This is a genomic window from Pseudoalteromonas sp. SR44-5, from assembly GCF_014163675.1.
Classification (GTDB): Bacteria; Pseudomonadota; Gammaproteobacteria; order Enterobacterales; family Alteromonadaceae; genus Pseudoalteromonas; species Pseudoalteromonas rhizosphaerae.
In genome coordinates, this window is sequence record NZ_JACJDT010000033.1 from 29,606 (window position 1) to 53,765 (window position 24,160).

At 41.4% G+C, this 24,160-nt stretch carries 22 protein-coding genes and 1 tRNA gene; 20 read left to right on the top strand and 3 right to left on the bottom strand.

All coding sequences use genetic code 11. From position 1 onward, the window contains the following. Nucleotides 1-26: 26 nt before the first annotated feature. From accB to H5154_RS16045, 12 genes are all read left to right on the top strand, one after another. Entirely contained in the window at nt 27-488 is a 462-nt protein-coding gene (gene accB, locus H5154_RS15990) for an acetyl-CoA carboxylase biotin carboxyl carrier protein (RefSeq protein ID WP_182718926.1), read from the top strand. 26 nt (nt 489-514) lie between these two features. Continuing rightward, nucleotides 515-1,855 (top strand): acetyl-CoA carboxylase biotin carboxylase subunit, encoded by a 1,341-nt coding sequence (accC, locus tag H5154_RS15995; RefSeq protein WP_145238085.1) that lies wholly within the window; start codon nt 515-517, stop codon nt 1,853-1,855. Between the two features lie 128 nt (nt 1,856-1,983). Beyond that, nucleotides 1,984-2,457 carry a tRNA (adenosine(37)-N6)-threonylcarbamoyltransferase complex ATPase subunit type 1 TsaE gene (gene tsaE / locus H5154_RS16000; RefSeq protein WP_145238089.1) on the top strand — a complete coding sequence of 158 codons (474 nt, stop codon included), beginning with the start codon at nt 1,984-1,986 and terminating at the stop codon, nt 2,455-2,457. Nucleotides 2,458-2,486: 29 nt separating this feature from the next. Then, nucleotides 2,487-3,830, top strand: coding sequence for an N-acetylmuramoyl-L-alanine amidase (locus H5154_RS16005; RefSeq protein WP_182718927.1), 1,344 nt, complete (start codon nt 2,487-2,489; stop codon nt 3,828-3,830). A gap of 16 nt (nt 3,831-3,846) precedes the next feature. After that, a complete protein-coding gene (gene mutL / locus H5154_RS16010) occupies nt 3,847-5,694 on the top strand; it encodes a DNA mismatch repair endonuclease MutL (protein ID WP_182718928.1) in 1,848 nt (615 codons plus the stop codon). A 10-nt stretch (nt 5,695-5,704) separates the two neighbouring features. Continuing rightward, nucleotides 5,705-6,622: a tRNA (adenosine(37)-N6)-dimethylallyltransferase MiaA gene (gene miaA, locus H5154_RS16015; RefSeq protein WP_149980497.1), complete on the top strand. Its 918-nt coding sequence runs from the start codon at nt 5,705-5,707 to the stop codon at nt 6,620-6,622. 79 nt (nt 6,623-6,701) lie between these two features. Next, nucleotides 6,702-6,965, top strand: coding sequence for an RNA chaperone Hfq (hfq, locus tag H5154_RS16020; protein WP_064668197.1), 264 nt, complete (start codon nt 6,702-6,704; stop codon nt 6,963-6,965). A 16-nt stretch (nt 6,966-6,981) separates the two neighbouring features. After that, the gene (gene hflX, locus H5154_RS16025) at nt 6,982-8,265 is read left to right on the top strand and encodes a ribosome rescue GTPase HflX (RefSeq protein WP_149980498.1); all 1,284 of its coding nucleotides are present in this window, start codon (nt 6,982-6,984) and stop codon (nt 8,263-8,265) included. Between the two features lie 106 nt (nt 8,266-8,371). Next, nucleotides 8,372-9,538, top strand: coding sequence for an FtsH protease activity modulator HflK (gene hflK, locus H5154_RS16030; RefSeq protein ID WP_145238104.1), 1,167 nt, complete (start codon nt 8,372-8,374; stop codon nt 9,536-9,538). 5 nt (nt 9,539-9,543) lie between these two features. Further along, a complete protein-coding gene (hflC, locus tag H5154_RS16035; protein ID WP_145238107.1) occupies nt 9,544-10,422 on the top strand; it encodes a protease modulator HflC in 879 nt (292 codons plus the stop codon). Nucleotides 10,423-10,639: 217 nt separating this feature from the next. Beyond that, nucleotides 10,640-11,953, top strand: a complete 1,314-nt coding sequence (locus tag H5154_RS16040; protein ID WP_182718929.1) for an adenylosuccinate synthase — start codon at nt 10,640-10,642, stop codon at nt 11,951-11,953. A gap of 148 nt (nt 11,954-12,101) precedes the next feature. Further along, a complete protein-coding gene (locus tag H5154_RS16045) occupies nt 12,102-12,725 on the top strand; it encodes a tetratricopeptide repeat protein (protein ID WP_182718930.1) in 624 nt (207 codons plus the stop codon). A gap of 82 nt (nt 12,726-12,807) precedes the next feature. Here the strand turns inward: H5154_RS16045 and H5154_RS16050 are convergent, their stop codons facing one another. Next, the gene (locus H5154_RS16050) at nt 12,808-14,670 is read right to left on the bottom strand and encodes a sodium:proton antiporter (protein WP_145238113.1); all 1,863 of its coding nucleotides are present in this window, start codon (nt 14,668-14,670) and stop codon (nt 12,808-12,810) included. A gap of 919 nt (nt 14,671-15,589) precedes the next feature. Between H5154_RS16050 and proB the strand changes: the two genes are divergently transcribed. Both proB and H5154_RS16060 read left to right on the top strand, forming a co-directional pair. Continuing rightward, nucleotides 15,590-16,696 carry a glutamate 5-kinase gene (gene proB / locus H5154_RS16055; protein WP_145238116.1) on the top strand — a complete coding sequence of 369 codons (1,107 nt, stop codon included), beginning with the start codon at nt 15,590-15,592 and terminating at the stop codon, nt 16,694-16,696. After that, nucleotides 16,693-17,940, top strand: a complete 1,248-nt coding sequence (locus H5154_RS16060; protein WP_145238119.1) for a glutamate-5-semialdehyde dehydrogenase — start codon at nt 16,693-16,695, stop codon at nt 17,938-17,940. The genes proB and H5154_RS16060 overlap by 4 nt, the downstream gene beginning before the upstream one ends. Before the next feature lie 193 nt (nt 17,941-18,133). Here the strand turns inward: H5154_RS16060 and H5154_RS16065 are convergent. Beyond that, nucleotides 18,134-18,209 (bottom strand) — tRNA-Ala (locus H5154_RS16065). 175 nt (nt 18,210-18,384) lie between these two features. Between H5154_RS16065 and H5154_RS16070 the strand changes: the two genes are divergently transcribed. Together H5154_RS16070 and H5154_RS16075 are read left to right on the top strand one after the other, a co-directional pair. After that, nucleotides 18,385-18,774: a hypothetical protein gene (locus tag H5154_RS16070; protein WP_145238122.1), complete on the top strand. Its 390-nt coding sequence runs from the start codon at nt 18,385-18,387 to the stop codon at nt 18,772-18,774. Beyond that, nucleotides 18,775-19,275, top strand: coding sequence for a prolyl-tRNA synthetase associated domain-containing protein (locus H5154_RS16075; protein ID WP_145238125.1), 501 nt, complete (start codon nt 18,775-18,777; stop codon nt 19,273-19,275). Here H5154_RS16075 and H5154_RS16080 read toward each other — a convergent pair. Continuing rightward, the gene (locus tag H5154_RS16080) at nt 19,242-20,384 is read right to left on the bottom strand and encodes an MFS transporter (RefSeq protein ID WP_182718931.1); all 1,143 of its coding nucleotides are present in this window, start codon (nt 20,382-20,384) and stop codon (nt 19,242-19,244) included. The genes H5154_RS16075 and H5154_RS16080 overlap by 34 nt on opposite strands. A 485-nt stretch (nt 20,385-20,869) precedes the next feature. Between H5154_RS16080 and H5154_RS16085 the strand changes: the two genes are divergently transcribed. From H5154_RS16085 to H5154_RS16100, 4 genes are all read left to right on the top strand, one after another. Then, entirely contained in the window at nt 20,870-21,409 is a 540-nt protein-coding gene (locus H5154_RS16085; RefSeq protein ID WP_149980503.1) for a DUF2058 domain-containing protein, read from the top strand. Between the two features lie 142 nt (nt 21,410-21,551). Further along, nucleotides 21,552-21,875, top strand: a complete 324-nt coding sequence (locus tag H5154_RS16090) for a c-type cytochrome (protein WP_145238134.1) — start codon at nt 21,552-21,554, stop codon at nt 21,873-21,875. 160 nt (nt 21,876-22,035) lie between these two features. Then, nucleotides 22,036-22,803, top strand: a complete 768-nt coding sequence (locus tag H5154_RS16095; RefSeq protein ID WP_145238137.1) for a class II aldolase/adducin family protein — start codon at nt 22,036-22,038, stop codon at nt 22,801-22,803. A gap of 28 nt (nt 22,804-22,831) precedes the next feature. After that, entirely contained in the window at nt 22,832-24,007 is a 1,176-nt protein-coding gene (locus H5154_RS16100; RefSeq protein ID WP_064668182.1) for a mandelate racemase/muconate lactonizing enzyme family protein, read from the top strand. Nucleotides 24,008-24,160 lie beyond the last annotated feature (153 nt).

Here is a 24,160-nt window from a genome sequence, read left to right on the forward strand (position 1 = left end):
CTAACAAACTAACAGGCGGGTCGTTCATGGATATTCGCAAGATCAAAAAACTAATTGAACTAGTAGAAGAATCAGGTATTGCTGAATTAGAAATCACCGAAGGTGAAGAATCAGTACGTATCAATCGTAATAATATGAGTGCAGGTCCTGCTTACGCTCCACATTATGCACCACAGTACGCTCCAGCACCGGCTCCAGCCCCTACAGCTGCACCTGCTGCAAACGTAGAAGCGGCAGCACCTGCCGGTCCTACTGGCCATCAAGTATTATCGCCAATGGTAGGTTCTTTCTATAAAGCAGCTTCTCCTGAAGCGCCTTCATATGTAGAAGTGGGTTCACAAGTTAAAGTAGGTGATACGCTTTGCATCATCGAAGCGATGAAAATGATGAACCAAATTGAGTCAGATAAAGCGGGCACAGTGAAAGCGATTTTAGTTGAAAATGGCGAGCCAGTAGAATTTGATCAACCTTTATTCATCATTGAATAATAGCGCAACCTAAAAGGCCAACTCTAATGTTAGATAAAGTAGTCATTGCAAACCGAGGTGAAATTGCACTTCGTATATTGCGCGCCTGCAAAGAGCTTGGGATCAAAACGGTTGCTGTGCATTCAACGGCGGATCGCGATCTTAAGCATGTATTGCTTGCAGATGAAACAATATGTATTGGTAGACCTTCTGCCACTGAAAGTTACTTAGACATTCCGCGCATTATTGCGGCAGCTGAAGTAACCGATGCAGTTGCTATCCACCCGGGTTATGGTTTCCTTGCAGAAAACGCTGATTTTGCTGATCAAGTTGAACAAAGTGGTTTTGTGTTTATTGGTCCGCGCGGCGACACGATTCGTCTAATGGGCGATAAAGTATCTGCAATCGAAGCAATGCGTAAAGCTGGCGTACCATGTGTACCAGGTTCAGATGGTCCGGTATCGGATGATAAAGACCGCAACATGCAAATCGCTAAACGTATCGGTTACCCAGTGATCATCAAAGCCGCTGGTGGCGGTGGTGGTCGTGGTATGCGGGTTGTTCGCAGTGAAGCTGAGTTAATTGACTCAATCGCTTTAACGCAACAAGAAGCAAAACAGTTCTTTGGTAATAGCATGGTTTACATGGAAAAATTCCTTGAAAACCCACGTCATATCGAAGTTCAAGTATTGGCTGACGGGCAAGGTAATGCTGTTCACTTAGGTGAACGTGATTGTTCTATGCAACGTCGTCATCAAAAAGTAGTCGAAGAAGCGCCAGCACCAGGTATTACTGCTGAAGTGCGTAAGTTTATCGGTGAGCGTTGTACGCGTGCATGTATCGAAATCGGTTATCGTGGTGCGGGTACATTTGAGTTCTTATACGAAAATGGTGAGTTCTATTTCATTGAAATGAACACTCGTATTCAGGTTGAGCATCCAGTGACAGAAATGGTTACCGGTGTTGATTTGATCAAAGAGCAGTTAAAAATTGCAGCGGGCCAACCACTATCATTCACGCAAGACGATGTCGTTATCCGTGGTCATGCAATTGAGTGTCGTATTAATGCTGAAGACCCTGAAACGTTTATCCCGTCACCGGGAAAAATTACGCGTTTCCACCCAGCAGGTGGTTTAGGTATTCGTTGGGACAGCCATATTTATGCTGACTACACAGTGCCACCACACTATGATTCAATGATCGGTAAATTAATTACTTACGGTGAAAACCGTAATGTAGCAATTGCCCGTGCACGTAACGCATTGAATGAGCTTGTGATTGACGGTATTAAAACTAATACGTCATTACATAAGCGCATCTTAGCGGATGAAAACTTCCAAAATGGTGGTACTAACATCCACTATCTTGAGAAAAAATTAGGTCTATAATCCTAATTACAAAAAAAACCGGCAACTTTGCCGGTTTTTTTGTGTCTATAAGTGTCGATTCTCGCCTTAGCAAAATAATCTGGTATGATTAACAAGTTATCGTTTTTAATACTATCCATGAGGTTAGAATGACGCACTGTGTTGGTTTTCAACTCGCTGATGAAGCTGCAACGGTTAAAATGGGCAATCAACTTGCTATGCTAATGGAGCAAGGGGCAGTTATTTACTTACACGGTGATTTGGGAGCAGGCAAAACCACCTTAACACGTGGTGTGATCCAAGGCTTTGGTCATCAAGGCAAAGTTAAGAGTCCAACTTATACGCTGGTGGAGCCTTATGAGTTGGCAACGGCCAATGTTTATCATTTTGATTTATATCGTTTAGGCGACCCAGAAGAATTAGAATACATGGGTATTCGAGATTATTTTTCGCCAACAGCTATTTGTGTGGTGGAATGGCCTGAAAAAGGCGGCGAGTTTATCCCAACACCAGACTTAGATATTACTTTACGTTATGTCGGCGATGCACGAGCAATTGAGATCCAAAGTATTAGCCCGCGTGGTCACAGTATCGTGGATAAACTCAAAAACCATAGTGAATAACAACAAATAACAAGGGTGTGAAGATAACGATGAGTCGAGTTGTCATAAAGTGGATGGGTGCTTTTTTGCTGTTAGCAATCAGTGCTAATCTCTATGCACAAAATACTATCAATAGTGTACGGGTGTGGCCATCGCCAGATAGTACGCGGGTAGTATTCGACTTAACGGATAAGCCCGACTTCAGTTATTTTATGCTAAAAAATCCACTGCGCTTAGTGGTCGATTTAGAAAATACAGATAAAATAAAAGACCTACCAACTATTCCCAGTAAGCATCAAATCGTCAGTAAACTACGTTACTCGAAAGCGAAAAGCAGCCAGGGGGTACGATTTGTTTTTGAGCTTACAGGGGCCGTTAAACCGGTGATTTTTGCATTGGCGCCAACGGGACCTTATAAAAATCGTTTAGTGGTCGACTTATATGACAAAAATCAAGCAGAGCCAGTAGCTGCAACGAGTAATACTGGGGTTAAAAAGCGTGAGCTTAATCAACAACGCGATATTATTATTGCTATTGATGCAGGCCATGGCGGCGAAGACCCTGGGTCAATTGGTCCTTCTGGTACTTATGAAAAAGATATCACACTACAAATCGCCAAACGCTTAGAGCGGATGATTGATGCCGAGCGCGGGATGATTTCGCGAATGGTGCGAAGTGGAGATTACTTTGTCAAACTTAATACCCGCACTAGCCGTGCAAGGCAGAAAAAGGCTGACTTTTTAGTTTCAATTCATGCGGATGCATTTACTAGCCCGCAACCAAATGGCGCCTCTGTTTGGGTGTTATCACTTCGTCGTGCTAATTCAGAAATTGGTAAATGGATAGAAGATAAAGAAAAACATTCAGAGCTACTCGGTGGTGCTGCTGGAGTGATTAAAGACACGGCCAGTGAAAAGTACTTGGCGCAGGCGCTGTTGGATATGTCGATGGATCATTCGATGAAAACCGGTTTCAGCGTTGCTGAAGGCATGGTTCATGAGCTTAAAAAGGTCGCTAAGTTACATAAAAAAGAGCCGCAAGCGGCTAGCCTAGCGGTATTAAAGTCACCAGATATTCCATCTATTTTGGTCGAAACTGGGTTTATTTCAAACCCGCGAGAAGAAAAACTATTAAAAAGTGCTAATCACCAAGAGCGCTTAGCGAAAGCAATATTTACTTCTATCAAAAGCTATTATCTGAAAAATCCTCCGGATGATTCGCTGTTTGCGTCGTTAAAATCGCAATATCCCACTAAACATAAAGTTCGCCCTGGTGAGTCGTTAAGTTTGTTAGCTAGTCGCTATGGGGTATCAGTAGGTAAGCTTAAGCAAGTCAATCAATTAAAATCTAATACCTTGTTTATTGGTCAAGAGTTAGACATTCCGCAAAGTTAAAATCGTTAGGATCAGTATGAGCATTGAAATATTACCCGCGCGATTAGCTAACCAAATTGCTGCGGGCGAAGTGGTTGAGAGACCCGCATCTGTGGTCAAAGAACTCGTTGAAAATAGCCTAGATGCAGGCGCAACACGTATTCAAATTGATATTGAGCGCGGCGGTCATAAGCTTATTCGCATTCGTGATAACGGCTCAGGCATTGATAAAGACGAGCTCACGTTGGCGCTTTCTCGTCATGCTACTAGTAAATTAAAGTCCCTTGATGATTTAGAAAATATTTGTTCTTTGGGCTTTCGCGGCGAAGCATTGGCGTCTATTAGTTCGGTATCGCGTTTGACACTTAGCTCAAAAACCAAACAGCAAGAGGCGGCTTGGCAAGCATTTGCACAGGGGCGAGATATGGCGGTGCAGATTAAACCCACTGCTCACCCTGACGGCACCACCATTGAAGTTAAAGACTTATTTTTTAATACGCCCGCTAGACGTAAATTTTTACGCACCGAAAAAACCGAATTTACTCACATTGATGAGTTAATAAAGCGTATTGCCCTGAGCCGTTTTGATGTGTCAATTACCCTCACACATAACGATAAAGTAGTGCGTCAATATCGTGCTAAAACCGACCCTGCACAGGCTATTGCTCGGGTCGCTCAGGTTGCAGGTAAAGCCTTTGCTGAGCAGGGGTTATATATTGAGTCAGGCGATACAGGCTTGCAGCTACATGGTTGGGTGCTACCAGTTGGCTCGAGTAATACTACGCAATATACCTATGTAAATAATCGTATGATGCGCGATAAGCTTATTTCTCATGCCATTCGCCAAGCGTTCGAAGAAGTCGCAGGCCAAGAAGAGCTACCGGGCTTTGTTATTTATATCGACATTGATCCGCGTCAAGTGGATGTAAACGTGCATCCTGCGAAACACGAAGTGCGTTTTCATCAAGGTCGCTTAGTGCATGATTTTATTCTGCAGGCAATTAAACAAGTCGTGGTGCCGCTTCAAGATGAGTTTGCTGGTGTTACTCAGCATGTTGATTCGCAACACAGCGATGCTAAAGCAGCGCATACAGCAACACCCTCTCACTCCAGCAATACAGCAGGCAGTTTGTTTGATTATCCTAAGTCGCACTTACAACCAGCGGAGCAAGCTCGCTACGGTGCTAATCCAGCACCTAGTGGTGGTGGATATACAGGTTCAAGCGAGCGAAGTAAGCAAGCGAGCCGGACAAATCATCAAGATGTGAGTGCGTTTTATCAAGGGGTCAATGAGCAACACGCCAGCCATTTTGATCAACCTATTGGCGTTACTCAAGAAGTAGCACCATTGTTACAGACGCAAAGTGCGCAGCCGTTGCTGGTACAAAGTGATGGCGGTTGTGTATTTAGCCTGCAACAGCAATTATATTGCTCACACTTTAAATATTTATTAGTCAATGATTGGCTTGAGCTTATTGCTGAGCAAGGCAGCTTAGAAGGAAAAGCCTTACTATTGCCTGTGCGAGTTAATATCAGTAAAGAAGACAGCCAAAGCTTAACACAGCAACAATCATGGTTTACCTTGCTGGGCTTTGAGTTATTGATTGAAAAGCAATTTGTGATGGTTAAAAAGTTGCCACAGAGTTTGTATCTGCTTGATGTGAGCCAAGCCGTAGATGCGCTATTAAAAGCCACTAAGGCTGAGCTTAATAGTGTGGAGCAATGGCTAAACTGGCAGCTTAGCCAAGTGCCCGAGCGCTTTTTTGCCAGCCAAGCTTTTGCCTTGGCGGTTACGCGAATGCAAAATAATCCGCAAACAATCCAGCGTTTATCTGCAAAAGCAGTTAAAATAGATTTAAGTTATTTTTTAGCACAGTTAGATTAAGGTTATCGAGTTGAGTAATTTACCGGTCATTTTTTTAATGGGCCCAACCGCTGCAGGCAAAACTGCATTAGCAATCGCCTTATGCCAACATTTAAAAACTGAAATAATCAGCGTCGATTCAGCCTTAGTGTATAAAGATATGAACATAGGTACGGCAAAACCAGATCAACATGAGTTAGCGCTTGCGCCACACCATTTAATTGATCTAATCGACCCTAGCGAAAGTTACTCAGTAGCTGATTTTCGTCGTGATGCAATTGAAAAGATTGACCAATTTCACCAACAAGGTAAAGTGCCTGTATTAGTTGGTGGTACAATGATGTACTTTAAAGCATTAATTGATGGATTATCGCCATTACCTGAAGCATGCCCGGTAGTACGAGCAGAGCTTGAGCAACAAGCCAAGCAACATGGCTGGCCGGCACTTTATAAAGAGCTTGAGATAATTGATCCGCAAGCGGCACAAAAAATGAGCGAGAATGACTCGCAACGTATTAACCGCGCCCTTGAAGTTTACCGATTAACGGGTAAAACAATGACTGAATTACAAAAAAGTAAGCAGCCGAGTTTACCGTATACTTTTCATCAATTTGCTATTGCGCCTGATGATCGCGCCGATTTACACCAGCGAATTGAACAAAGGTTTAAAATAATGCTTGAGCAGGGGTTTGAAAATGAAGTTTCATCCCTATATCAACGTAAGGATTTACACCCTAACTTACCTTCCATTCGTTGCGTGGGTTATAGACAAATGTGGGATTACATTGCTGGCGAGATTGATTACGATGAAATGGTCTTTCGCGGTATTGCAGCAACACGACAGCTTGCTAAGCGTCAATTGACGTGGCTAAGAGGTTGGCCCGATGTAACGTGGTTAACAACGGGTGATGAAGAAAACTTGCAACGTGTTGTAAGTTCGCTAAGCTAGTAGTAGTTGAAATTTTTTAGCTTTGTTAAATGAGTTCAGCCACTTAATTATAATAACACCTAGAACGAAGGAAAATAACATGGCAAAAGGCCAATCGTTACAAGACCCATTTTTGAATGCGCTACGTCGTGAGCGTATTCCAGTATCAATCTTTTTGGTTAATGGCATCAAACTACAAGGTAAGATCCAGTCATTTGATCAATTTGTTATTTTACTAGAAAACACCGTGAATCAAATGGTGTATAAACATGCGATTTCTACCGTAGTTCCTGCTCGTGCTGTTAACTTCCAAGGTATTCAAGGAAGCGAAGACGGTGAAGAGCCTGAAGCTGGAAATTTTTAAATTAGGAGCATAATGTTTGTTTGACCGTTATGAAGCCGGCGAACAGGCAGTCTTAGTTCATATCGACTTTCCAAAAGAAGGGGATCGTGAAGATCTTCATGAATTGGAAATGTTGGTATCTTCTGCTGGTGTTAGCAGTTTGGCGGTTGTGCAAGGCAGCCGTCAAGCACCACATCCGAAACTATTCGTCGGTACCGGAAAGGCTGAAGAAATCGCTGAGATTGTCAAAATCCACAACGCAGATGTCGTCATTTTTAATCATCAACTCAGACCGTCACAGGAACGCAATTTAGAACGCGTTTGCCAATGTCGTGTGCTTGATAGAACGACGCTTATTCTTGATATTTTTGCGCAACGTGCACGTACCCATGAAGGTAAGTTGCAGGTTGAGCTAGCACAATTGCGTCATATGTCGACGCGTTTGATCCGAGGCTGGACGCATCTTGAACGCCAAAAAGGCGGGATCGGTTTGCGCGGGCCTGGTGAAACTCAGCTAGAAACAGATCGACGTTTATTGCGAGTTCGTATTCAAAGTATTCGCGCGCGTTTAGAGAAAGTGGCAGTGCAGCGTGAGCAAGGTAGACGTGCTCGTAACCGCAATGAAATTCCTACGGTGTCGTTGGTAGGGTATACCAATGCGGGTAAGTCGACGTTATTTAATCGCATTACTAACTCTAATGTGTATGCTGCTGATCAACTGTTCGCGACGCTTGATCCAACCTTACGCAAACTCGAAATAGAAGATGTTGGTTCGATAATTTTAGCCGATACCGTTGGCTTTATTCGTCATTTACCCCATGACCTAGTTGCCGCATTTAAAGCGACGCTAACCGAAACTCGTGAAGCTGATTTACAACTTCATGTGGTCGATGTTGCGGATCATCGTCGTAAAGAGAATATTGAACAGGTACAATCGGTTCTTAAAGAAATAGAAGCTGATGAAGTGCCGCAATTGTTGGTTTACAACAAAATTGATGCGCTTGAAGATATTGAACCACGTATTGACCGTGACGATGAAGGCATGCCTATTAGAGTATGGTTGTCGGCACACAGTGGCGCAGGGTGTGAACTATTGTCTGAAGCTATCAGCGAGCTGTTAGCAAAGAAAATGTTTGTTCATACGCTTAAATTAGCTCCGCAATATGGTCGTTTACGTGCTGCGTTGTTCAATTTAAATGCCGTGCATCAAGAAGACTTTGATGAACAGGGTCATTGGTTACTTGCTACTCGACTGCCTATGGTAGAATGGAATCGTTTAAGAAAAGAGTTTGGTCCTGAAATCGACGCTTTTATTTCGTAATTCGAAAAAACTACTGCACAATGTCATTTTTAGTATGAGAACTGCGGTATTTTTGTTAGATTTAACGTAATTACCTAAATTATTTAGATAACAATGGAGTATAGCTATGGCCTGGAATGAACCGGGTAATAATGGCAATGACAAAGATCCGTGGAACAAAAAAGGCGGACGTGATCAAGGCCCACCTGACTTAGACGAGGTGTTTCGTAAATTCAGCAGCAAGTTTGGTGGCTTATTTGGCGGTAATAAATCCGGCAATGGCGGCGGCGGACTTGGTGGAGCTGGTCTTTCATTTGTACTGATCATTGCTGCAATTGTATGGGCACTGAGCGGTATTTATACCGTGAAAGAAGCAGAGCGCGGCATCGTTTTACATTTTGGTCAATTTGACCGCATTGCAGATCCAGGTCTGCGTTGGAAAATGACGTTTATTGAAACGGTAATTCCGGTAGATATTGAAGCCGTTCGCTCATTATCGACGTCTGGTTTTATGCTCACTGAAGATGAAAACGTGGTAAGCGTTGAGTTTCAGGTGCAATACCGTGTTATTGATCCTTTCCTATACAAATTTAGTGTAACTAATGCTGATTCTAGCTTAGAAGAAGCGCTAGAGAGTGCACTGCGTTATGTTGTTGGTCATTCAAAAATGGACCAAGTATTAACAAATGGCCGTGAGGTTGTGCGTCAAAATACCTGGGATGAACTGAATAAAATCATCGAACCGTATAACTTAGGCTTGATCGTAACTGACGTTAACTTTAAAGACTCACGCCCACCGGCTGAAGTTAAAGACGCGTTTGATGATGCCATTGCCGCACAAGAAGATGAACAACGTTTTATTCGTGAAGCTGAAGCATATGCGCGTGAAATTGAGCCACGTGCTCGTGGTCAAGTTACCCGTATGACGCAAGAAGCTGAAGGTTACGGCGAGCGCATTATTTTAGAAGCACAAGGTGAAGTCGCGCGTTTCGAAAAGCTATTACCTGAATATCAGGCTGCTAAGCGTGTAACCCGTGAGCGTTTATATATTGATGCCATGGAAGAAGTGCTAGGTAACAGTTCAAAAGTGTTAGTTGATGTTAAGGGCGGCAATAATATGATGTATTTACCGCTTGATAAAATCATGGATAAGCAAGGGAACGCAACCCGTGTTGCATTACCTAGCTCAAGTGATATTAACGACTTACGCAATAAAGTTAATACATCGCGCAATAGCACTGTGAACTCAAGTTCAGACCGCTTTGGTGCTGATCGCTTTAACGACGGGAGATAAGCGCAATGAAAAACTTTAGTTTAGTTATATTACTAGCGGCCGTTGTGTTGTCTTTTTCGTCAGTGTTCGTAGTACCTGAAGGGCAAAAAGCAATTGTTATGCTATTCAGCAAAGTGCAAAAAGACAGTGATGATAAAGCAATTGTTTATGGTCCTGGCTTACAATTCAAAGTACCTTTCTTTAGTCAAGTACGTCGTATTGATGCGCGTATTCAGACATTAGATGGTGCACCGGATCGTTTTGTTACTAGCGAGAAAAAAGACTTAATAGTTGATTCGTTTGTAAAATGGCGTGTTAGTGATTTTAGTGCTTTTTACTTACGTGCCCGTGGTGATAAGCAATACGCTGAAGCACTACTTAAGCAAAAAGTAAATAATGGTCTACGTACTAACTTTGGTTCACGTACTATCCGTGAGATTGTTTCCGGTGAACGTAGTGAGTTAATGGAAGAAGCATTAGTTCAAGCTTCTGAAAGTGCTCAAGAGCTAGGTATTGAAGTACTTGATGTACGTGTTAAGCAAATCAATTTACCGTCAGAAGTGAGTAATTCGATTTACCAACGTATGCGTGCAGAGCGTACTGCTGTTGCTAAAGAGCACCGCTCTGAAGGTCAAGAAAAAGCCGAAACGATTCGTGCTGACATTGACCGTCGTGTCACAGTAATGCTGGCTGATGCTGAGCGTAATGCCCGTACCGTTCGCGGTGAAGGCGATGCAAAAGCTGCGGCTATTTATGCCAATGCGTACAATAAAGATGCTGAATTCTTTGGTTTTGTACGTTCATTAGAGGCCTATAAAAAGACCTTTAAAGATAAGCAAGACGTAATGGTATTATCACCAGACAGTGACTTCTTTAGATATATGAAAGGTGCTGCAGCGCAGTAATCTTTTTCTAAATCTAGCACAAATCCAAACCCTGTGTATGCAGGGTTTTTCTTTTAGTAAGATGAATTTTTATGAGTAACTTAATGTTATTCAACCAGTTAATTTTTATTGCAAAGGTCGTTGTACGACTGCGCAGAAAAAATAACCTAAACGGGGGTGATCTTTCCCCTCATTATCTGGTAAAATCTCGTCCTAATTTTTTCTAAGTGAATTTACAATGGGTAAAAACGTTGTTGTATTAGGCACCCAATGGGGTGACGAAGGTAAGGGTAAGGTAGTTGACCTCCTTACAGACAAAGCATCTTTAGTAGTTCGTTACCAAGGTGGCCATAACGCTGGTCATACACTGGTAATCGAAGGTGAAAAGACAGTTTTACACCTTATTCCATCGGGTGTATTACGTGACAATGTTAAGTGTGTGATTGGTAATGGTGTTGTTGTTTCACCAGAAGCGCTAATGAAAGAGATTGGCATGCTTGAAGAACGTGGCGTACCAGTACGTGAACGTTTATTGATCAGTGAAGCATGTCCGCTTATTTTGCCTTTCCACATCGCATTAGATGTAGCTCGTGAAAAAGCACGTGGTAATAAAGCGATTGGTACAACAGGTCGCGGCATAGGTCCTGCTTATGAAGATAAAGTAGCCCGTCGTGGTTTGCGTATCGGTGATTTATTCAACCCTGAATTATTCGCTGCGAAGCTTAAAGAAGTATTGGAATACCATAACTTCACTTTAGTAAATTATTACAAAGTAGATGCGGTAGATTTCCAACAGACGTTTGATGATGCAATGGCTGTTGCAGATATCCTTAAAGCAATGGTTGTTGACGTAACTGAGTTACTTGATCAAACGCGTTTAGCGGGCGACAACATCTTGTTTGAAGGCGCGCAAGGTACATTACTTGATATCGATCACGGTACTTACCCATATGTAACGTCTTCAAATACTACTGCTGGTGGCGTTGCTACAGGTGCTGGTTTTGGTCCGTTAAATCTTGATTATGTACTAGGTATTATCAAAGCTTACACCACGCGTGTTGGTTCTGGTCCTTTCCCTACCGAGCTTTACGACGGTTTAGAAAAACAAGACCCAGTTGGTAAGCACTTAGGTACCGTAGGTCATGAGTTTGGTGCAACGACTGGTCGCTTACGTCGTACTGGTTGGTTAGACGCTGTGGCTATGCGCCGTGCAGTACAAATTAACTCTATCTCAGGTTTTTGTTTAACTAAACTAGACGTGTTAGATGGTCTAGAAACACTAAAAATCTGTACTGGTTATCAGTTAGAAGATGGCACTATCACTAATGTGACGCCACTTGCTGCTGAAGGTTATGATAAAGTAACGCCAGTATATGAAGAGATGCCTGGTTGGACTGAAAATACAGTGGGTGCTACTACTGTTGAGCAGCTACCAAAAGCGGCACTTGATTACATCAAACGCATTGAAGAAATCACCGGTGTACCTGTTGATATTATTTCTACAGGTCCTGACCGTGTAGAAACTATAGTATTACGCAGTCCGTTTGCATAATTACTGATAGTACTAAAAAAGCTGCCTTGTGCAGCTTTTTTTGTGTCTGGGGATAGTGTTTATAATAAATAAGCTATTTATAAATTTCATTCTGGAACGATCTTTGTATAAACTTTAGCAAGATGGTTTTTAATTTAAAGTGACCTAAATGCGTTTGTTAACTTGTTTATCATTAGTGCCGTTATCGTTTTTGCTGGCAAGCCACGCCAAGTCTGAAGAGACCATAGCTGCCGTGCCACTATATACAGAAACTGAGCTGCTTGCTTTGATCAATAGTAATACACATCTTGCGCGAGTAAAGGCAGATGACTGCCAGTTAGTACAAGATATCGAAGCACGAGCCAATAAAATGGCACTGCCTTCTTATCAATTTTTATATGGCGATATGCTGGCGTATGCGGTGTGTGTTGATCGTAATGTAGAGCTTGGTGTGTATTATATGCGTCAAGCAGCACAGCAAGGCTTAGCGGCGGCATTAGAGCAACTCGGGCGATACTATGACACGGGTCGATTGGTGCAAAAGGATAAAGCGCTTGCTGTGACTTACCTACGTGAAGCTTCATCACAAGGTAATTTAAAAGCACAATTGCGGTTAGTTAGTTTATTTAATCAAGGCTATGGCAGTCCACGTGATTACGAAGACGCATATCGTTGGTTATTTCATAGTATGGTTGCAGATAAAGCAACCCATAAAAAGATTGAACGCTCGCTAGCCCAATTGGCGCAAAAAATGCCCGATAGTGTAGTAGCGCGTGCACGATTGCCATTGTAGGTTTGAGTAGATTAGTTAGCGAGTTAGAAAACTAGCAAGTTGAAAGTAAAAGGGCTAGGTGCGATACCTAGCCTTTTTCGTTTTACTCTTTTATTTCTTTCGGTTCTTTGTTTTTACCATTATTAGGATCTTTCAATACCGACATTTTTGGTGGCAGCATCGCGACGACACGTTCACCTTCTTGCGGCGGTTTTTCCATATTAATAGTAAACGGACGCAGTTTGATAGGGCTATCATCATCACTGTCTTTGTCACCATTGAGGATGAATAACGGAATTGCATCGCTGTTCATCTCTTGGTATTTGCCCCAGTTAAACTCTTCAGAAATTCGCGTTACACTGACCTTGCCGCCTTTAGCAATTAAGCTACTTAAACGTGCATAAGAGCCGCTGTCACCAAACAAAATTTGCCGAGATAGAAACGTCGCGCTGTCTTTGTTTGCTTTGGCGTGAGAGGTCGAAGAACGCAATGAAAAGACGTTCTTTTCATTCAATAAATGTGAAAAATACTGCACGCCTAGCGCGTTATGATGGCGGTTTGGCGAAAGCGCCATTACGCTGCGTAGAGTTGTCAGGGGTAAGTAACGTTCAGCATGTTCTGATTGCGGGTTACCATAATAACAAGGCAGCCCATCCATACGTGCCATGCGGCAGTTTTCCCAAGCTGGATCTGATAAGTGTACTTGAATATTTTGCTCTTTTAGCCCACAAGCAATGGCACGAGCGACATGGTTTGCACCAATGATCAAAATAGTATTCGGTGAAGGCTGACGAACCCCTAATAGCTTCGCAATCGGGATCGCAGTTAAGCTTTGCAGAACTACTGTGATAATGATAACGGTAAAAATCAGTGGCACCATTTTCTCGGCGTCAGCAACACCAGCTTCCATCATACTAATAGCAAATACAGAGCCTACCGCTGCTGCGACAATACCGCGCGGAGCAATCCACGCGAGTACTAAGCGAGATTTAATTGGTAGCTCAGTGCCGAAAGTGGAGATCGCAATACACAATGGGCGAGCGATAAATAATACGATAGCCAAAAAGATGAACACATCGGCATCAAGCATCATTAAATCAGCTAATTCTAAACGCGCAGCAAGCAAAATGAATAAGGTTGAAATTAAGATCATAGACAGATCTTCTTTAAACTCTAAAACAGAATCAATTTCTAAATCGTCTTGGTTCGCTAACCAAATACCAAATACAGTAACCGCTAATAGACCTGACTCATGGCTCAAATGATTTGAGACTGTAAAGCTAATAAGTACCAGAGCTAAGATGCCGAATTTATGTAATTCAAATGGTAGCCATTCGCGGCGGATCAGTAACGTTGTAAGCCAACCTGCGACCACGCCAATAGATAAACCGACTCCTAAGGTTTTAAACAAGGCGATTACGGTATGAATAAACACTTCACCTTGACCAACTAGCATTACCGCTTCAAATACTAAAACCGCAAATAAAGCACCAATTGGGTCAATAACAATGCCCTCCCAGCGTAGTATGCGGTCAATATCTTGGGTTGGTCGCATTGAGTTTAATAGCGGTGCAATAACTGTTGGGCCAGTCACAACCAATACTGCACCGAGCACCGCTGCTACACGCCAGTTGAGTTCTAAAATCCAATAGGCACTGAGGCTTATCACTATACAAGTCGTAATCATGCCAATAGAGCACAAGTTACGGACTACCTTGCCAATACCTTTGAGTTCTCTAAAGTGCAGAGTTAAAGAACCTTCAAATAAGATCACCGCAACACTGAGTGAGACCACAGGAAAGAGTAGATCACCAAGCAGTGCATCTGGATCAAGTAAACCCGTAGCAGGGCCAAGTAACAGGCCGGTAAGTAACAAAAATAAAATAGCTGGGACACGAAAACCCCATGCTATCCATTGGGCGAGAACCGAACATAGAGCGATCCCTGCGATATAAATAGCTGACATAGATGAAGTATTCCTTATTTATTACAACAGTTAGGAGTAAACCTTTCGATACTTATAATACAGGGGTATACACGTGTATGTTAATTTTTCCTAATAGAATTTTAGCTGTTTACGAACTTATTTGTAGAAGAAATGATAATTTATTGGTTTTAAAATATTTGAAACAAATTAAACTCTATTTAACTTACTGAATCTTAATGACTTTAAAATTTATTAGCTGCAATAGTAAGCCGAGTGAATAAAATATAGTCTTGATCTTTAGGCTAAAAGTAGCGTAATATAGTTAGTGTTCAAACAATTAGTCATCTAATTAGTTACTTGTTAGGTCTAAGCGAATACATATAGTTATTTTTAAGTTGCTTTAAATTACAACAATTTAGATTGAGGTTACTATATTTATATGCTTAAAAATCAATTTGTTAATTGTTTTGAATGCAGTTTGTACAATTTTACTCATTTTTAGTAATTAGTTAATTTGAACATAAATTACATTTTATTGTGATTCATATTGTTTGAGTTGAACTGTTACTTACTCAATATTTGACACCCATCGTGGTGAGCAAATCTCGGTCCTTGAGTCATCACCCTATCTGTTGGTGTATCAGACTTTAGAGGCTCTATGTATGTTGTTAATAAAAAAGCTTCACACAGCTTTTTACAGCGATGCATAAACAACACTTTTTATTTACTTTATAACTGTTCAGTCTTAATGATTGAGCCAAAGTTATGCTATATCTAACGCACTTTGTTAATTAACTAAGTGAGCGTTTCCGGCTGAGTATTAAAAAGTGATGGCTAAAGAAAGTGAGCAAAAGCAAGTGCAAATTGTTAACTCGTAACCTAGGTAAACACTAGGTGGTTGTTTTCAGATTTATCCAAACTAGGGTAAGTCACAGTTAAAATGGAAAGTTGAACATTTATGCAAAAGTTAAATTGGCGACGTATCGTATTAAAAGTAGGTAGCGCATTGATTGCACCTGATCAAGATGGTTGTCGCTCACGCTATTTATTAACCATCGCTCAGTTTATTGTTCGTTGTCGTAGTCAAGGAATTGAAGTTATTTTAGTTTCGTCAGGCTCAGTTGCCGCTGGCGCGCATTTATTTCCGAAGACACAAGAGCGCACTGTGGCAATGAAAAAGGCCATGGCAGCAGCAGGGCAAACCGAAATGATGGCTATGTGGGACCGCTTTTTTGATTTCCCATCGGCGCAGATTTTATTAACTCATGGTGACTTACGTGACCGTGAGCGTTATGAGAGTATTAGAGAAACTGTTTTCACTTTGTTGGATCATGGTGTGCTGCCAATCATGAATGAAAATGATACGGTGACAACTGATGATTTAAAAGTCGGTGATAATGATAACTTATCGGCAATGGTCGCTGCAGCAGCAGATGCTGATGCATTGATGATTTTTTCAGATGTGGATGGGCTTTATGATAAAAACCCTAATTTGCACGACGATGCAATATTACTGCCTGAAATTAAATCAATTGATGAATCAATCTATGCTATGGCAGGATCTGCTACCAGTGCGGTTGGTACAGGTGGTATGAAAACTAAAATTGAAGCAGCTGAAAAAGCGACTTCACATGGTATTACTACTTATATAATTAATGGTTTTAAAGAGCAGACATTTACAAAACTGCTGGAAGGTGAGAACCCAGGTACTATTTTCTTACCGTACGAAAAACCGATGCAAGAAGCTGTTCACTGGATGACTCATACTGCAAGTGAGCAAGGTGAAGTCGTTGTCGCAGGTTCATACGATGAGTCTTTAGAAGGTGAAACTGGCTGTATCCGTGGCGATGAAATTGTCGCAGTGCATGGTGAGTTTGCAATTGGCGATACCATTTTGGTACGTAGCAGCGACGGCACTCGATTAGCCAAAGCAACTGCAAATTACAGTAGTTGTTTATTGAATTTTATAGCAGATAACGAACAAAGCGAATTTAGCGACAAGATGCAAGATTCGATTGGTCCCGTTATTTCAGAGAAAGATATCGCATTATTGGAGAAGTCATGAGTTTAATTACAGATATTTCACGTCAGGCAGCAAAAGCGGCACATCAGTTAGCCTTACTCGATACCGAGACCAAAAATCAGGTGCTACTGGATATGGCTGCAGCATTACGCCAACAAAAAGCATTTATTATTAAAGAGAACGAAAGTGATTTAGCCGCAGCCCGCGATAACAATCTAGCAGCCGCTATGATTGACCGTTTAACGCTCAATGACGAACGTATTGAAGCGATGGCTGAAGGCATTGAAGTGATTGTAAGCCTTGATGATCCGGTGGGTCAATTACGCGATATTACTGAACGTCCTAACGGGATTAAAATTCGTAAAATGCGCGTACCACTTGGTGTGGTATGTATGATTTATGAAGCGCGTCCAAATGTAACCGCTGATGCTGGAGCGTTATGCTTCAAATCAGGTAATGGGGTTATTTTACGTGGTGGTAAAGAGGCGCTTAAAAGCTCGCAAGCAATTGCGAGTGTCATGCATCAAGTATTAGAGCAGCATAATTTACCGGCAGCGTTAATCTCCGTTATTCCAGATCCAGACCGCGGATTATTAATGGAATTGATGCAGCAACGTGACAGCATTGACTTAATTATTCCACGCGGCGGCGAAGGGCTAATTAACTTTGTAACAGATAACAGTACAATTCCTGTGATCCAGCATTTTAAAGGTGTGTGTCATTTATACGTAGATAAAGACGCTGACTTAGAAGTGGCGATTAACTTGCTACTGAACGGTAAAACTCAGCGTACTGGCGTATGTAATGCATTAGAAGGCCTTGTCGTTCATCAGGATGTTGCCGATGAGTTTTTAAATTTATGTGCTGTTGTATTACGCCAAGAAGGTGTAAAAATAAATGCAGATAGCCAAGCCGCACAATATTTTGATGATGCAACAGTGCTTGCGCCAGAGGAATTTGGCGAAGAATATTTAGATTTAGAAATCGCGATTCGTGTAGTACCAGATTTTGCTGGTGCAATTGAGCATATTGCGCAATTTGGTTCAAACCATACGGAAGTTATTTGCACTAAAAACCAAGCCGCGGCTGAATTGTTCCAGCGCAGTGTTGATGCCTCAGTAGTGATGGTTAATACCTCATCACGCTTCTCTGATGGCTCACAGTTAGGTTTAGGTGCAGAGATTGGTATCGCAACGTCAAAACTACACGCTTACGGCCCAATGGGCTTAGAATCATTAACGACGGAGAAATACCTCGTCAATGGTGTAGGTCAAATTCGCGAATAATTGGTAGTCGAATAACCAAATTAAAATGCCGAGTTTATGCTCGGCATTTTTGATCGTAAATACCATGCAGCGCACAACTGATAGCTAAAAAATAACTAACATAAAATAAACAGTTTTTTGATTAAAATGAGAAAGATTTAAAAATTGAATTTGGCATCAGAGCCATAGTGATAAAAATTGAAGAGTAGGAAAGTGGTGGAGCTAAGCAGGATCGAACTGCTGACCTCCTGCGTGCAAGGCAGGCGCTCTCCCAGCTGAGCTATAGCCCCACATTCCTAAAGTTACGAATTTCGCAACCTACTTGAGGTTCCGTTTCAAGCGGGACGAACTTTAATGAGATTTCTAAATTTGGTCAAGTATTATTTATATATTTTTTGAATTTTTACGCAAACAATGAATTTTTGGTAGACTAACGGTCACTGGATAACAGGAATGATACTAATAATGAAAAAATACGCGTTGATGTTACTCGTTTTACTCTGTGGTTGTGCTAGCCAAAGTGATGAGCCGCCTTTTGAAATTAATAATAAACAGTTACACACTAAATTAGATGAGCAAGGTAATAAGATTTTTGCTTATGTGGTATCGGTTAAAGCCAATAGTCGCGCAAATTTAAACTTAGATCGACCACTGACACGCCAGCAATTTAAAAACTTTGCAGAGCAAGAATATTTTGAAGAATCAAATAGCTTAAAATTAGAATTAGAAGATCAAGCCGTGCACTTATTAAAACAAGAGCTGCATGACAAAAAATATTGTCGCAACGATAAATATGAGATAAATGAAGTATTGTGGCGAGATTTAAGTGTACGCTTGATGGGGCGTTGTTTATAAATGTTAGCGGATAAAAGTAAATTAGCGGCGCTGTTAGCGCATTTAAATATCAATTATGACGTTATCGAACACCCTGCATTACATAGTAGTCTTGCTGCAGATGAATTAATGGTGGAACGGCCCGGAACGCGATTAAAAAACTTATTTTTGCGTGATAACGAAGGTAAAAAGCATTTTTTGGTGATCACCGCACATGACAAGCAGTTAGACTTAAAATCACTGGCTAAATATCAAGGCTTGTCACGCTTAGGGTTTGCCTCCGATGAGCGCTTAGCACGCTTTTTAAAAGTCGCACCTGGATGTGTATCTATGCTTGCTTTGATGAATGATAAGCAAAATGATGTCACTTTATGGCTTGACCAAGACATATGGTTTGGTGATCTATTTCATTGTCATCCATTTGAGAACACCCAAACATGGTTATTAAAAAAAGCCGATTTAGACGCTTTTTTTGCCACCACAGGGCATCAACCTAAAGTGGTTTTTTTACCCGCTAGATAAGCCGAACTTACTAAAATTAATCCGCATATACAGACTAATAATAACGAGGCCATAAATGCGATATGGCCAAGTTGTTGATATACCAAGCCAGGTACAAAAGAGCCTAAAGCCCCGCCACTATAATAAAACGACACATAAGCACCATTAGTGACACTCGGTGGTGCACTGCTTATTTTATTAACCAGCGGCGCTGCGGTTGAATGAATAATAAACATCGCGCCGCAAAAACCAGTGAATGCCAGTAAAAAAATCACTAATTGTGAGCTCATCAAAAATACTAGTGTAGTGCTGTAAAAAGCAAATATAGCAGACAATAAATGCCACGGTGAAATACTCTTTTTTAATAACCAAGGAGTCGCAATAGAGGCGAGGGCGCCAATCAAGTAACCGCTATAAACTAAGCCAATATCACGGGTATTAGTAATTAAAAAAGTGTCTTGTAAAATGAACGGTAAATAATTTAATAACGCAGCAAAGCAAAAAAACATACAAAACACCGCACCATATAATTTTAATACCGCAGCATTCGCGAGCTGTTTTAAATAATTTAATGGGGAAAGAGTGCTGTTAACAATGGCTGTTTGATTACGTGGAATATTCAATGCAAAGCTAATTAAACCTGCGGCAATAACAAAATAGAAGCTTTGCCAAGTCCATAAATCAGCAAAAATAGCCGCTAACACTCGGCCAAAGTAACCCCCAGCAATTGTACTGCCAATATAGAAGGTCATATTCTTTTGCAAACTATCAGCTTGATAAGTGCTGCCTATGTAAGTGGTCATTGCGGTGAGTGCGGCAGGCAAGGTTAAACCTTGTAAAAATCGTAGTAACAGTAATAACTCAAAACTGGGGGCGTAGGCAAAAGCAATACAGGTAACAGCTAGTACTAGCATCGCGTAGCGAAGAATTGTTAAAGGGTTACGTTTAGCCAGTAATAAGCCGTATACCAAAGGGGCAATCGCCAAAGGGAGCATAGTTGCCGTCATCAAGCTACCTGCGGTTGCAGGACTAACTGAAAATTGCTCTGCAAATAAACTTAATAATGGCTGCGGTGCATAGAGCACGAAAAAGATAAACAGCGAGCAAACTAATAAATGACCGAAACGCATTTTATTGGCCCTACTACAAAAACCACAGCTTAACCTGATTGATATTAAATTCAACCTCAACGCGTTCTTTAAGTGGTTACTTTTATTCTAGAAATAAGTATTTATTGCGCTAAATCAGGTTTTCAATCACAACACTTTGCTAGATTAATGGTCACAGCACTATGATTTGTTTTAATTGGTGATTATACCCAAGCCACCTCAAGATGCAGAATTCAGCGTTTCACAGGGGCTTAATATCAAGGCGTTACTTTGCAAGAATGGCAGTCCCTTTTAAGAAGTAACAACGCTGAGAGTAAGTTCCTGTGAAACGCCCAACGGGTTGGTTTAAAAGCGATTTATACTACGTTATTGATTTTAGCAATAGACCCACTATTACTTGCAATCAATGCCTTGCCTAAATCGCTTTTAATTCCAACTGAAACTCGCATCTTGAGGTGGTTTGGGTATAAAATAAAGCTAATATCAGTTTTTAATGGAACAAAGCTATGGGTTCATTACAAGACCAATTGCTACAAGCAGGATTAACCACATCACATAAAGCTAAAGTTGCTAAAAGTGAAAAGCGTAAGCAACAAAAAAAGCCAAAAAAAGGGGCGACCAGTAACCCTAGTGATCTGCAAAAGCATATTCAGCAAACAAAGTTAGAACAGCAGAAAAAAGCAGAAGAATTAAATCAAGCTCGCCAAGGTGAGTTAAAGCAACGTGAGCAAGTTGCCCGCGTAAAGCAGATATTAGAACATCATAATCAAGATTCGATTCGTGGTGAGCGGACTTTCAATTTTACTTACGAAAATAAAGTCAAAGAGCTCGACGTAAATGAACAAACGCAAAAAGCCTTGTCAGGTGGCCGACTGGCAATTTGTGTGTTGGAAGGGCAGTTTTTTGTACTTGAAGATGAGCCAGCCCGTAAAGTGGCAGAAGTTGATGAAAAGTACATCGTGTTTCATGTAGAGCCAGAAGACAAAGGCAAAGATGCTGATGACCCATACGCTGATTTTGAAGTACCAGATGATTTAGTATGGTAGCCTAAGAGATGACTTGAACAGCGTGTTTGGTGATCTACTTGGTGTATAAATTACGTACATATGTGATGTACAAAGATCCGTTATTATGGTCTACAATTAAGCTAATAATTTTTATAAACCGTCAAAAAGAAGAGAAAATACAATGAGCAAGATAACAAAATTACTCTTAGGTGCAAGCCTCTCAATGGTTGCTAGTATGTCATTTAACAGCATGGCTGCCGATGGTGCTGCGCTTTATACAGCAAAAATGTGCCAAACATGTCATGGTCCTGAAGGTAAGGCACCGATCATGGCAATGTATCCTAAACTAAATGGTCAGAATAAAGACTACTTAGTGGCACAAATGAAAGACATTAAATCAGGTGCGCGCAACAATGGCATGACTGCAGCGATGAAAGCGATGGTGGCTACTGTTACTGAAGAAGAAATGGTTGCTATTGCCGATTACTTAGCAAACGTAAAATAATTTTTGCTGAGTGTGAGTTATCACTGGGCTCACAGAAAACAGCCACACCAATTTGGTGTGGCTGTTTTGTTTTAAATATTGATCATCCACGCACACTACTTTAGACTTCTATCCATCTATATCGTGTTTTGCTTTTAACGCGTTTAAATAAGGCCCCATAATGTTTGATTTACCACAACTTGATTTAAAAAATAAAGTCTCTGCACAAGAATGGCAGTTACGAGTTGATTTAGCCGCCTGTTATCGGTTGGTTGAGCATTTTCGTTGGGGTGATTTGATTTACACACATTTATCGGCGCGTTTGCCGGGTACTGACCATTATTTAGTGAATGCGTTTGGCCTCACATTTGATGAAGTAACAGCTTCTAACCTAGTCAAAGTGGACTTGGCCGGAAATATTTTAGATGACACGCCATTTGCAATCAACCCTGCTGGTTTTACGATTCACAGCGCGATTCACGAAGTGCGTGATGACGCTCATTGTGTTATTCACTTACATACTAAAGAAACGATTGCCGTTGCCACGCAGCAAAATGGTCTGCTGCCACTTAGTCAATATTCAATGTTTTCACTGCCGTCATTGTCTTATCACGGCTATGAAGGCTTAGCAGTTAATAGCGATGAGAAAAAACGTTTACAAGATGATCTCGCTAATACTAATCATATGTTGTTAGTAAACCATGGTGGTTTAACTGTGGGGCCAACGGTGGGTGATGCATTTATGCGTTTTTATGACTTACAGCGTGCTTGTGAAATACAGCTGGCTTTACAAGCCAGTGGCCAAGCTGTTACACCAGTACCTCAAGCCATAATCGATAATATTTATAATCAAGCGAATGTAGTGCACAGCGGTAGTACCGGTGGGCAATTAGCTTGGCCTGCGATGTTACGTAAGGCCCATCGTCTTGATCCTAGTTTTGCAAAATAACCTAAGCCTTGGTTAATAAGGAATTGTCATGAAAGTTAATCGCGTTGAAGTTTTTGATATCCACTGTCCAGACAGACCTGCTTGGACTCCTGTATTTGTCCGTATTCATACTGACGAAGGTATTAGCGGGGTTGGCGAAGCTGGCCTTGCTTATGATTTAGGACACAGTGCTGCCGCTGCTATGATCAAAGAAATGGCTGATGCTTTCTTAATTGGTCATGATCCATTTCAAACCGAAAAGTTATGGTCGCGTATGCTGCGTGAAAGCTTTTGGGGTTTAGGTGGGGGCCCAGTAGTCTATGCAGCAATGAGCGCGATAGACACCGCTTTATGGGACATTAAGGGTAAAGCATTAGGTTTACCTGTGTATCAGTTGTTAGGCGGTAAAGTTAACGACAAGCTGCGTACTTATGCTTCGCAATTACAGTTTGACTGGGACACTGAGTTTAAAGCTCTGGTACATCCACAAGAATACGCAGAAGCGGCGTTAAAAGCAGTGGCTGAAGGCTACGATGCCGTTAAAGTTGATCCGATCCAATATGATAAAGACGGCAATACCTATTACGACCGCACTAACATTATTTCACGTGCTGAAATGAAGCTATATCGCGCCCGTATGCAGGCAATTCGTGAAGCTGTTGGTGATGAAGTCGATATCATTTTTGAATGCCACAGTTTACCGGGTGTTACCTCTGCTATTCAAATCGGTGAAATCGCTAAAGAATTTGACTGTATGTTTTATGAAGAACCAGTTAACTACTTAAATCATTCGTTACATGCCAAAGTGGCAGATAAAGTATCAGTGCCAATTGCCGGTGGCGAGCGTTTATATAATCGTTGGGGTGTGCGCCCTTACTTAGAAGATCAAAGTATTAATGTATTACAGCCAGATATCGGTTTATGTGGTGGTTTTACTGAAACTAAAAAAGTGTGTGATTACGCTGATATTTTTGATGTGCGTATTCAGGCTCACGTCTGTGGCGGCCCCGTTGCAACCGCAGCATCATTACATTTAGAAACGGCTATTCCAAATTTCTTAATTCATGAGCATCACACTTATGCAATTAAAAAGTGGAACCGTGAGTTATGCTTGCAAGATCCACAGCCTAAAAATGGTTTCTTTGAAGTGTCTGAAGAGCCGGGTATTGGTATTGAACTTAACGACGAAATCGTGATGCGCTCTCAGCGTGTTGAGATCAAATAAAATCATAGGCTACGAGCTATGAATAGCGAGCTAATTTCAGCTCGCTATTCATTAAGTTTATCTACTTTGGCTTTTGCAAATTTAAAACTATTTCTTACTAATTCAAAACGTTAAAATTTTCCTAGCACCTAGCACCTAGCACCTAGCACCTAG

Excerpts from the sequence above, each read along its gene's own strand:
- accB (WP_182718926.1), top strand. The coding sequence starts at position 27 with ATGGATATTCGCAAGATCAAAAAACTAATTGAACTAGTAGAAGAATCA.
- accC (WP_145238085.1), top strand. The coding sequence starts at position 515 with ATGTTAGATAAAGTAGTCATTGCAAACCGAGGTGAAATTGCACTTCGT.
- tsaE (WP_145238089.1), top strand. The coding sequence starts at position 1,984 with ATGACGCACTGTGTTGGTTTTCAACTCGCTGATGAAGCTGCAACGGTT.
- H5154_RS16005 (WP_182718927.1), top strand. The coding sequence starts at position 2,487 with ATGAGTCGAGTTGTCATAAAGTGGATGGGTGCTTTTTTGCTGTTAGCA.
- mutL (WP_182718928.1), top strand. The coding sequence starts at position 3,847 with ATGAGCATTGAAATATTACCCGCGCGATTAGCTAACCAAATTGCTGCG.
- hfq (WP_064668197.1), top strand. The coding sequence starts at position 6,702 with ATGGCAAAAGGCCAATCGTTACAAGACCCATTTTTGAATGCGCTACGT.
- hflK (WP_145238104.1), top strand. The coding sequence starts at position 8,372 with ATGGCCTGGAATGAACCGGGTAATAATGGCAATGACAAAGATCCGTGG.
- hflC (WP_145238107.1), top strand. The coding sequence starts at position 9,544 with ATGAAAAACTTTAGTTTAGTTATATTACTAGCGGCCGTTGTGTTGTCT.
- H5154_RS16040 (WP_182718929.1), top strand. The coding sequence starts at position 10,640 with ATGGGTAAAAACGTTGTTGTATTAGGCACCCAATGGGGTGACGAAGGT.
- H5154_RS16045 (WP_182718930.1), top strand. The coding sequence starts at position 12,102 with ATGCGTTTGTTAACTTGTTTATCATTAGTGCCGTTATCGTTTTTGCTG.
- H5154_RS16050 (WP_145238113.1), bottom strand. The coding sequence starts at position 14,670 with ATGTCAGCTATTTATATCGCAGGGATCGCTCTATGTTCGGTTCTCGCC.
- proB (WP_145238116.1), top strand. The coding sequence starts at position 15,590 with ATGCAAAAGTTAAATTGGCGACGTATCGTATTAAAAGTAGGTAGCGCA.
- H5154_RS16060 (WP_145238119.1), top strand. The coding sequence starts at position 16,693 with ATGAGTTTAATTACAGATATTTCACGTCAGGCAGCAAAAGCGGCACAT.
- H5154_RS16070 (WP_145238122.1), top strand. The coding sequence starts at position 18,385 with ATGAAAAAATACGCGTTGATGTTACTCGTTTTACTCTGTGGTTGTGCT.
- H5154_RS16075 (WP_145238125.1), top strand. The coding sequence starts at position 18,775 with ATGTTAGCGGATAAAAGTAAATTAGCGGCGCTGTTAGCGCATTTAAAT.
- H5154_RS16080 (WP_182718931.1), bottom strand. The coding sequence starts at position 20,384 with ATGCGTTTCGGTCATTTATTAGTTTGCTCGCTGTTTATCTTTTTCGTG.
- H5154_RS16085 (WP_149980503.1), top strand. The coding sequence starts at position 20,870 with ATGGGTTCATTACAAGACCAATTGCTACAAGCAGGATTAACCACATCA.
- H5154_RS16090 (WP_145238134.1), top strand. The coding sequence starts at position 21,552 with ATGAGCAAGATAACAAAATTACTCTTAGGTGCAAGCCTCTCAATGGTT.
- H5154_RS16095 (WP_145238137.1), top strand. The coding sequence starts at position 22,036 with ATGTTTGATTTACCACAACTTGATTTAAAAAATAAAGTCTCTGCACAA.
- H5154_RS16100 (WP_064668182.1), top strand. The coding sequence starts at position 22,832 with ATGAAAGTTAATCGCGTTGAAGTTTTTGATATCCACTGTCCAGACAGA.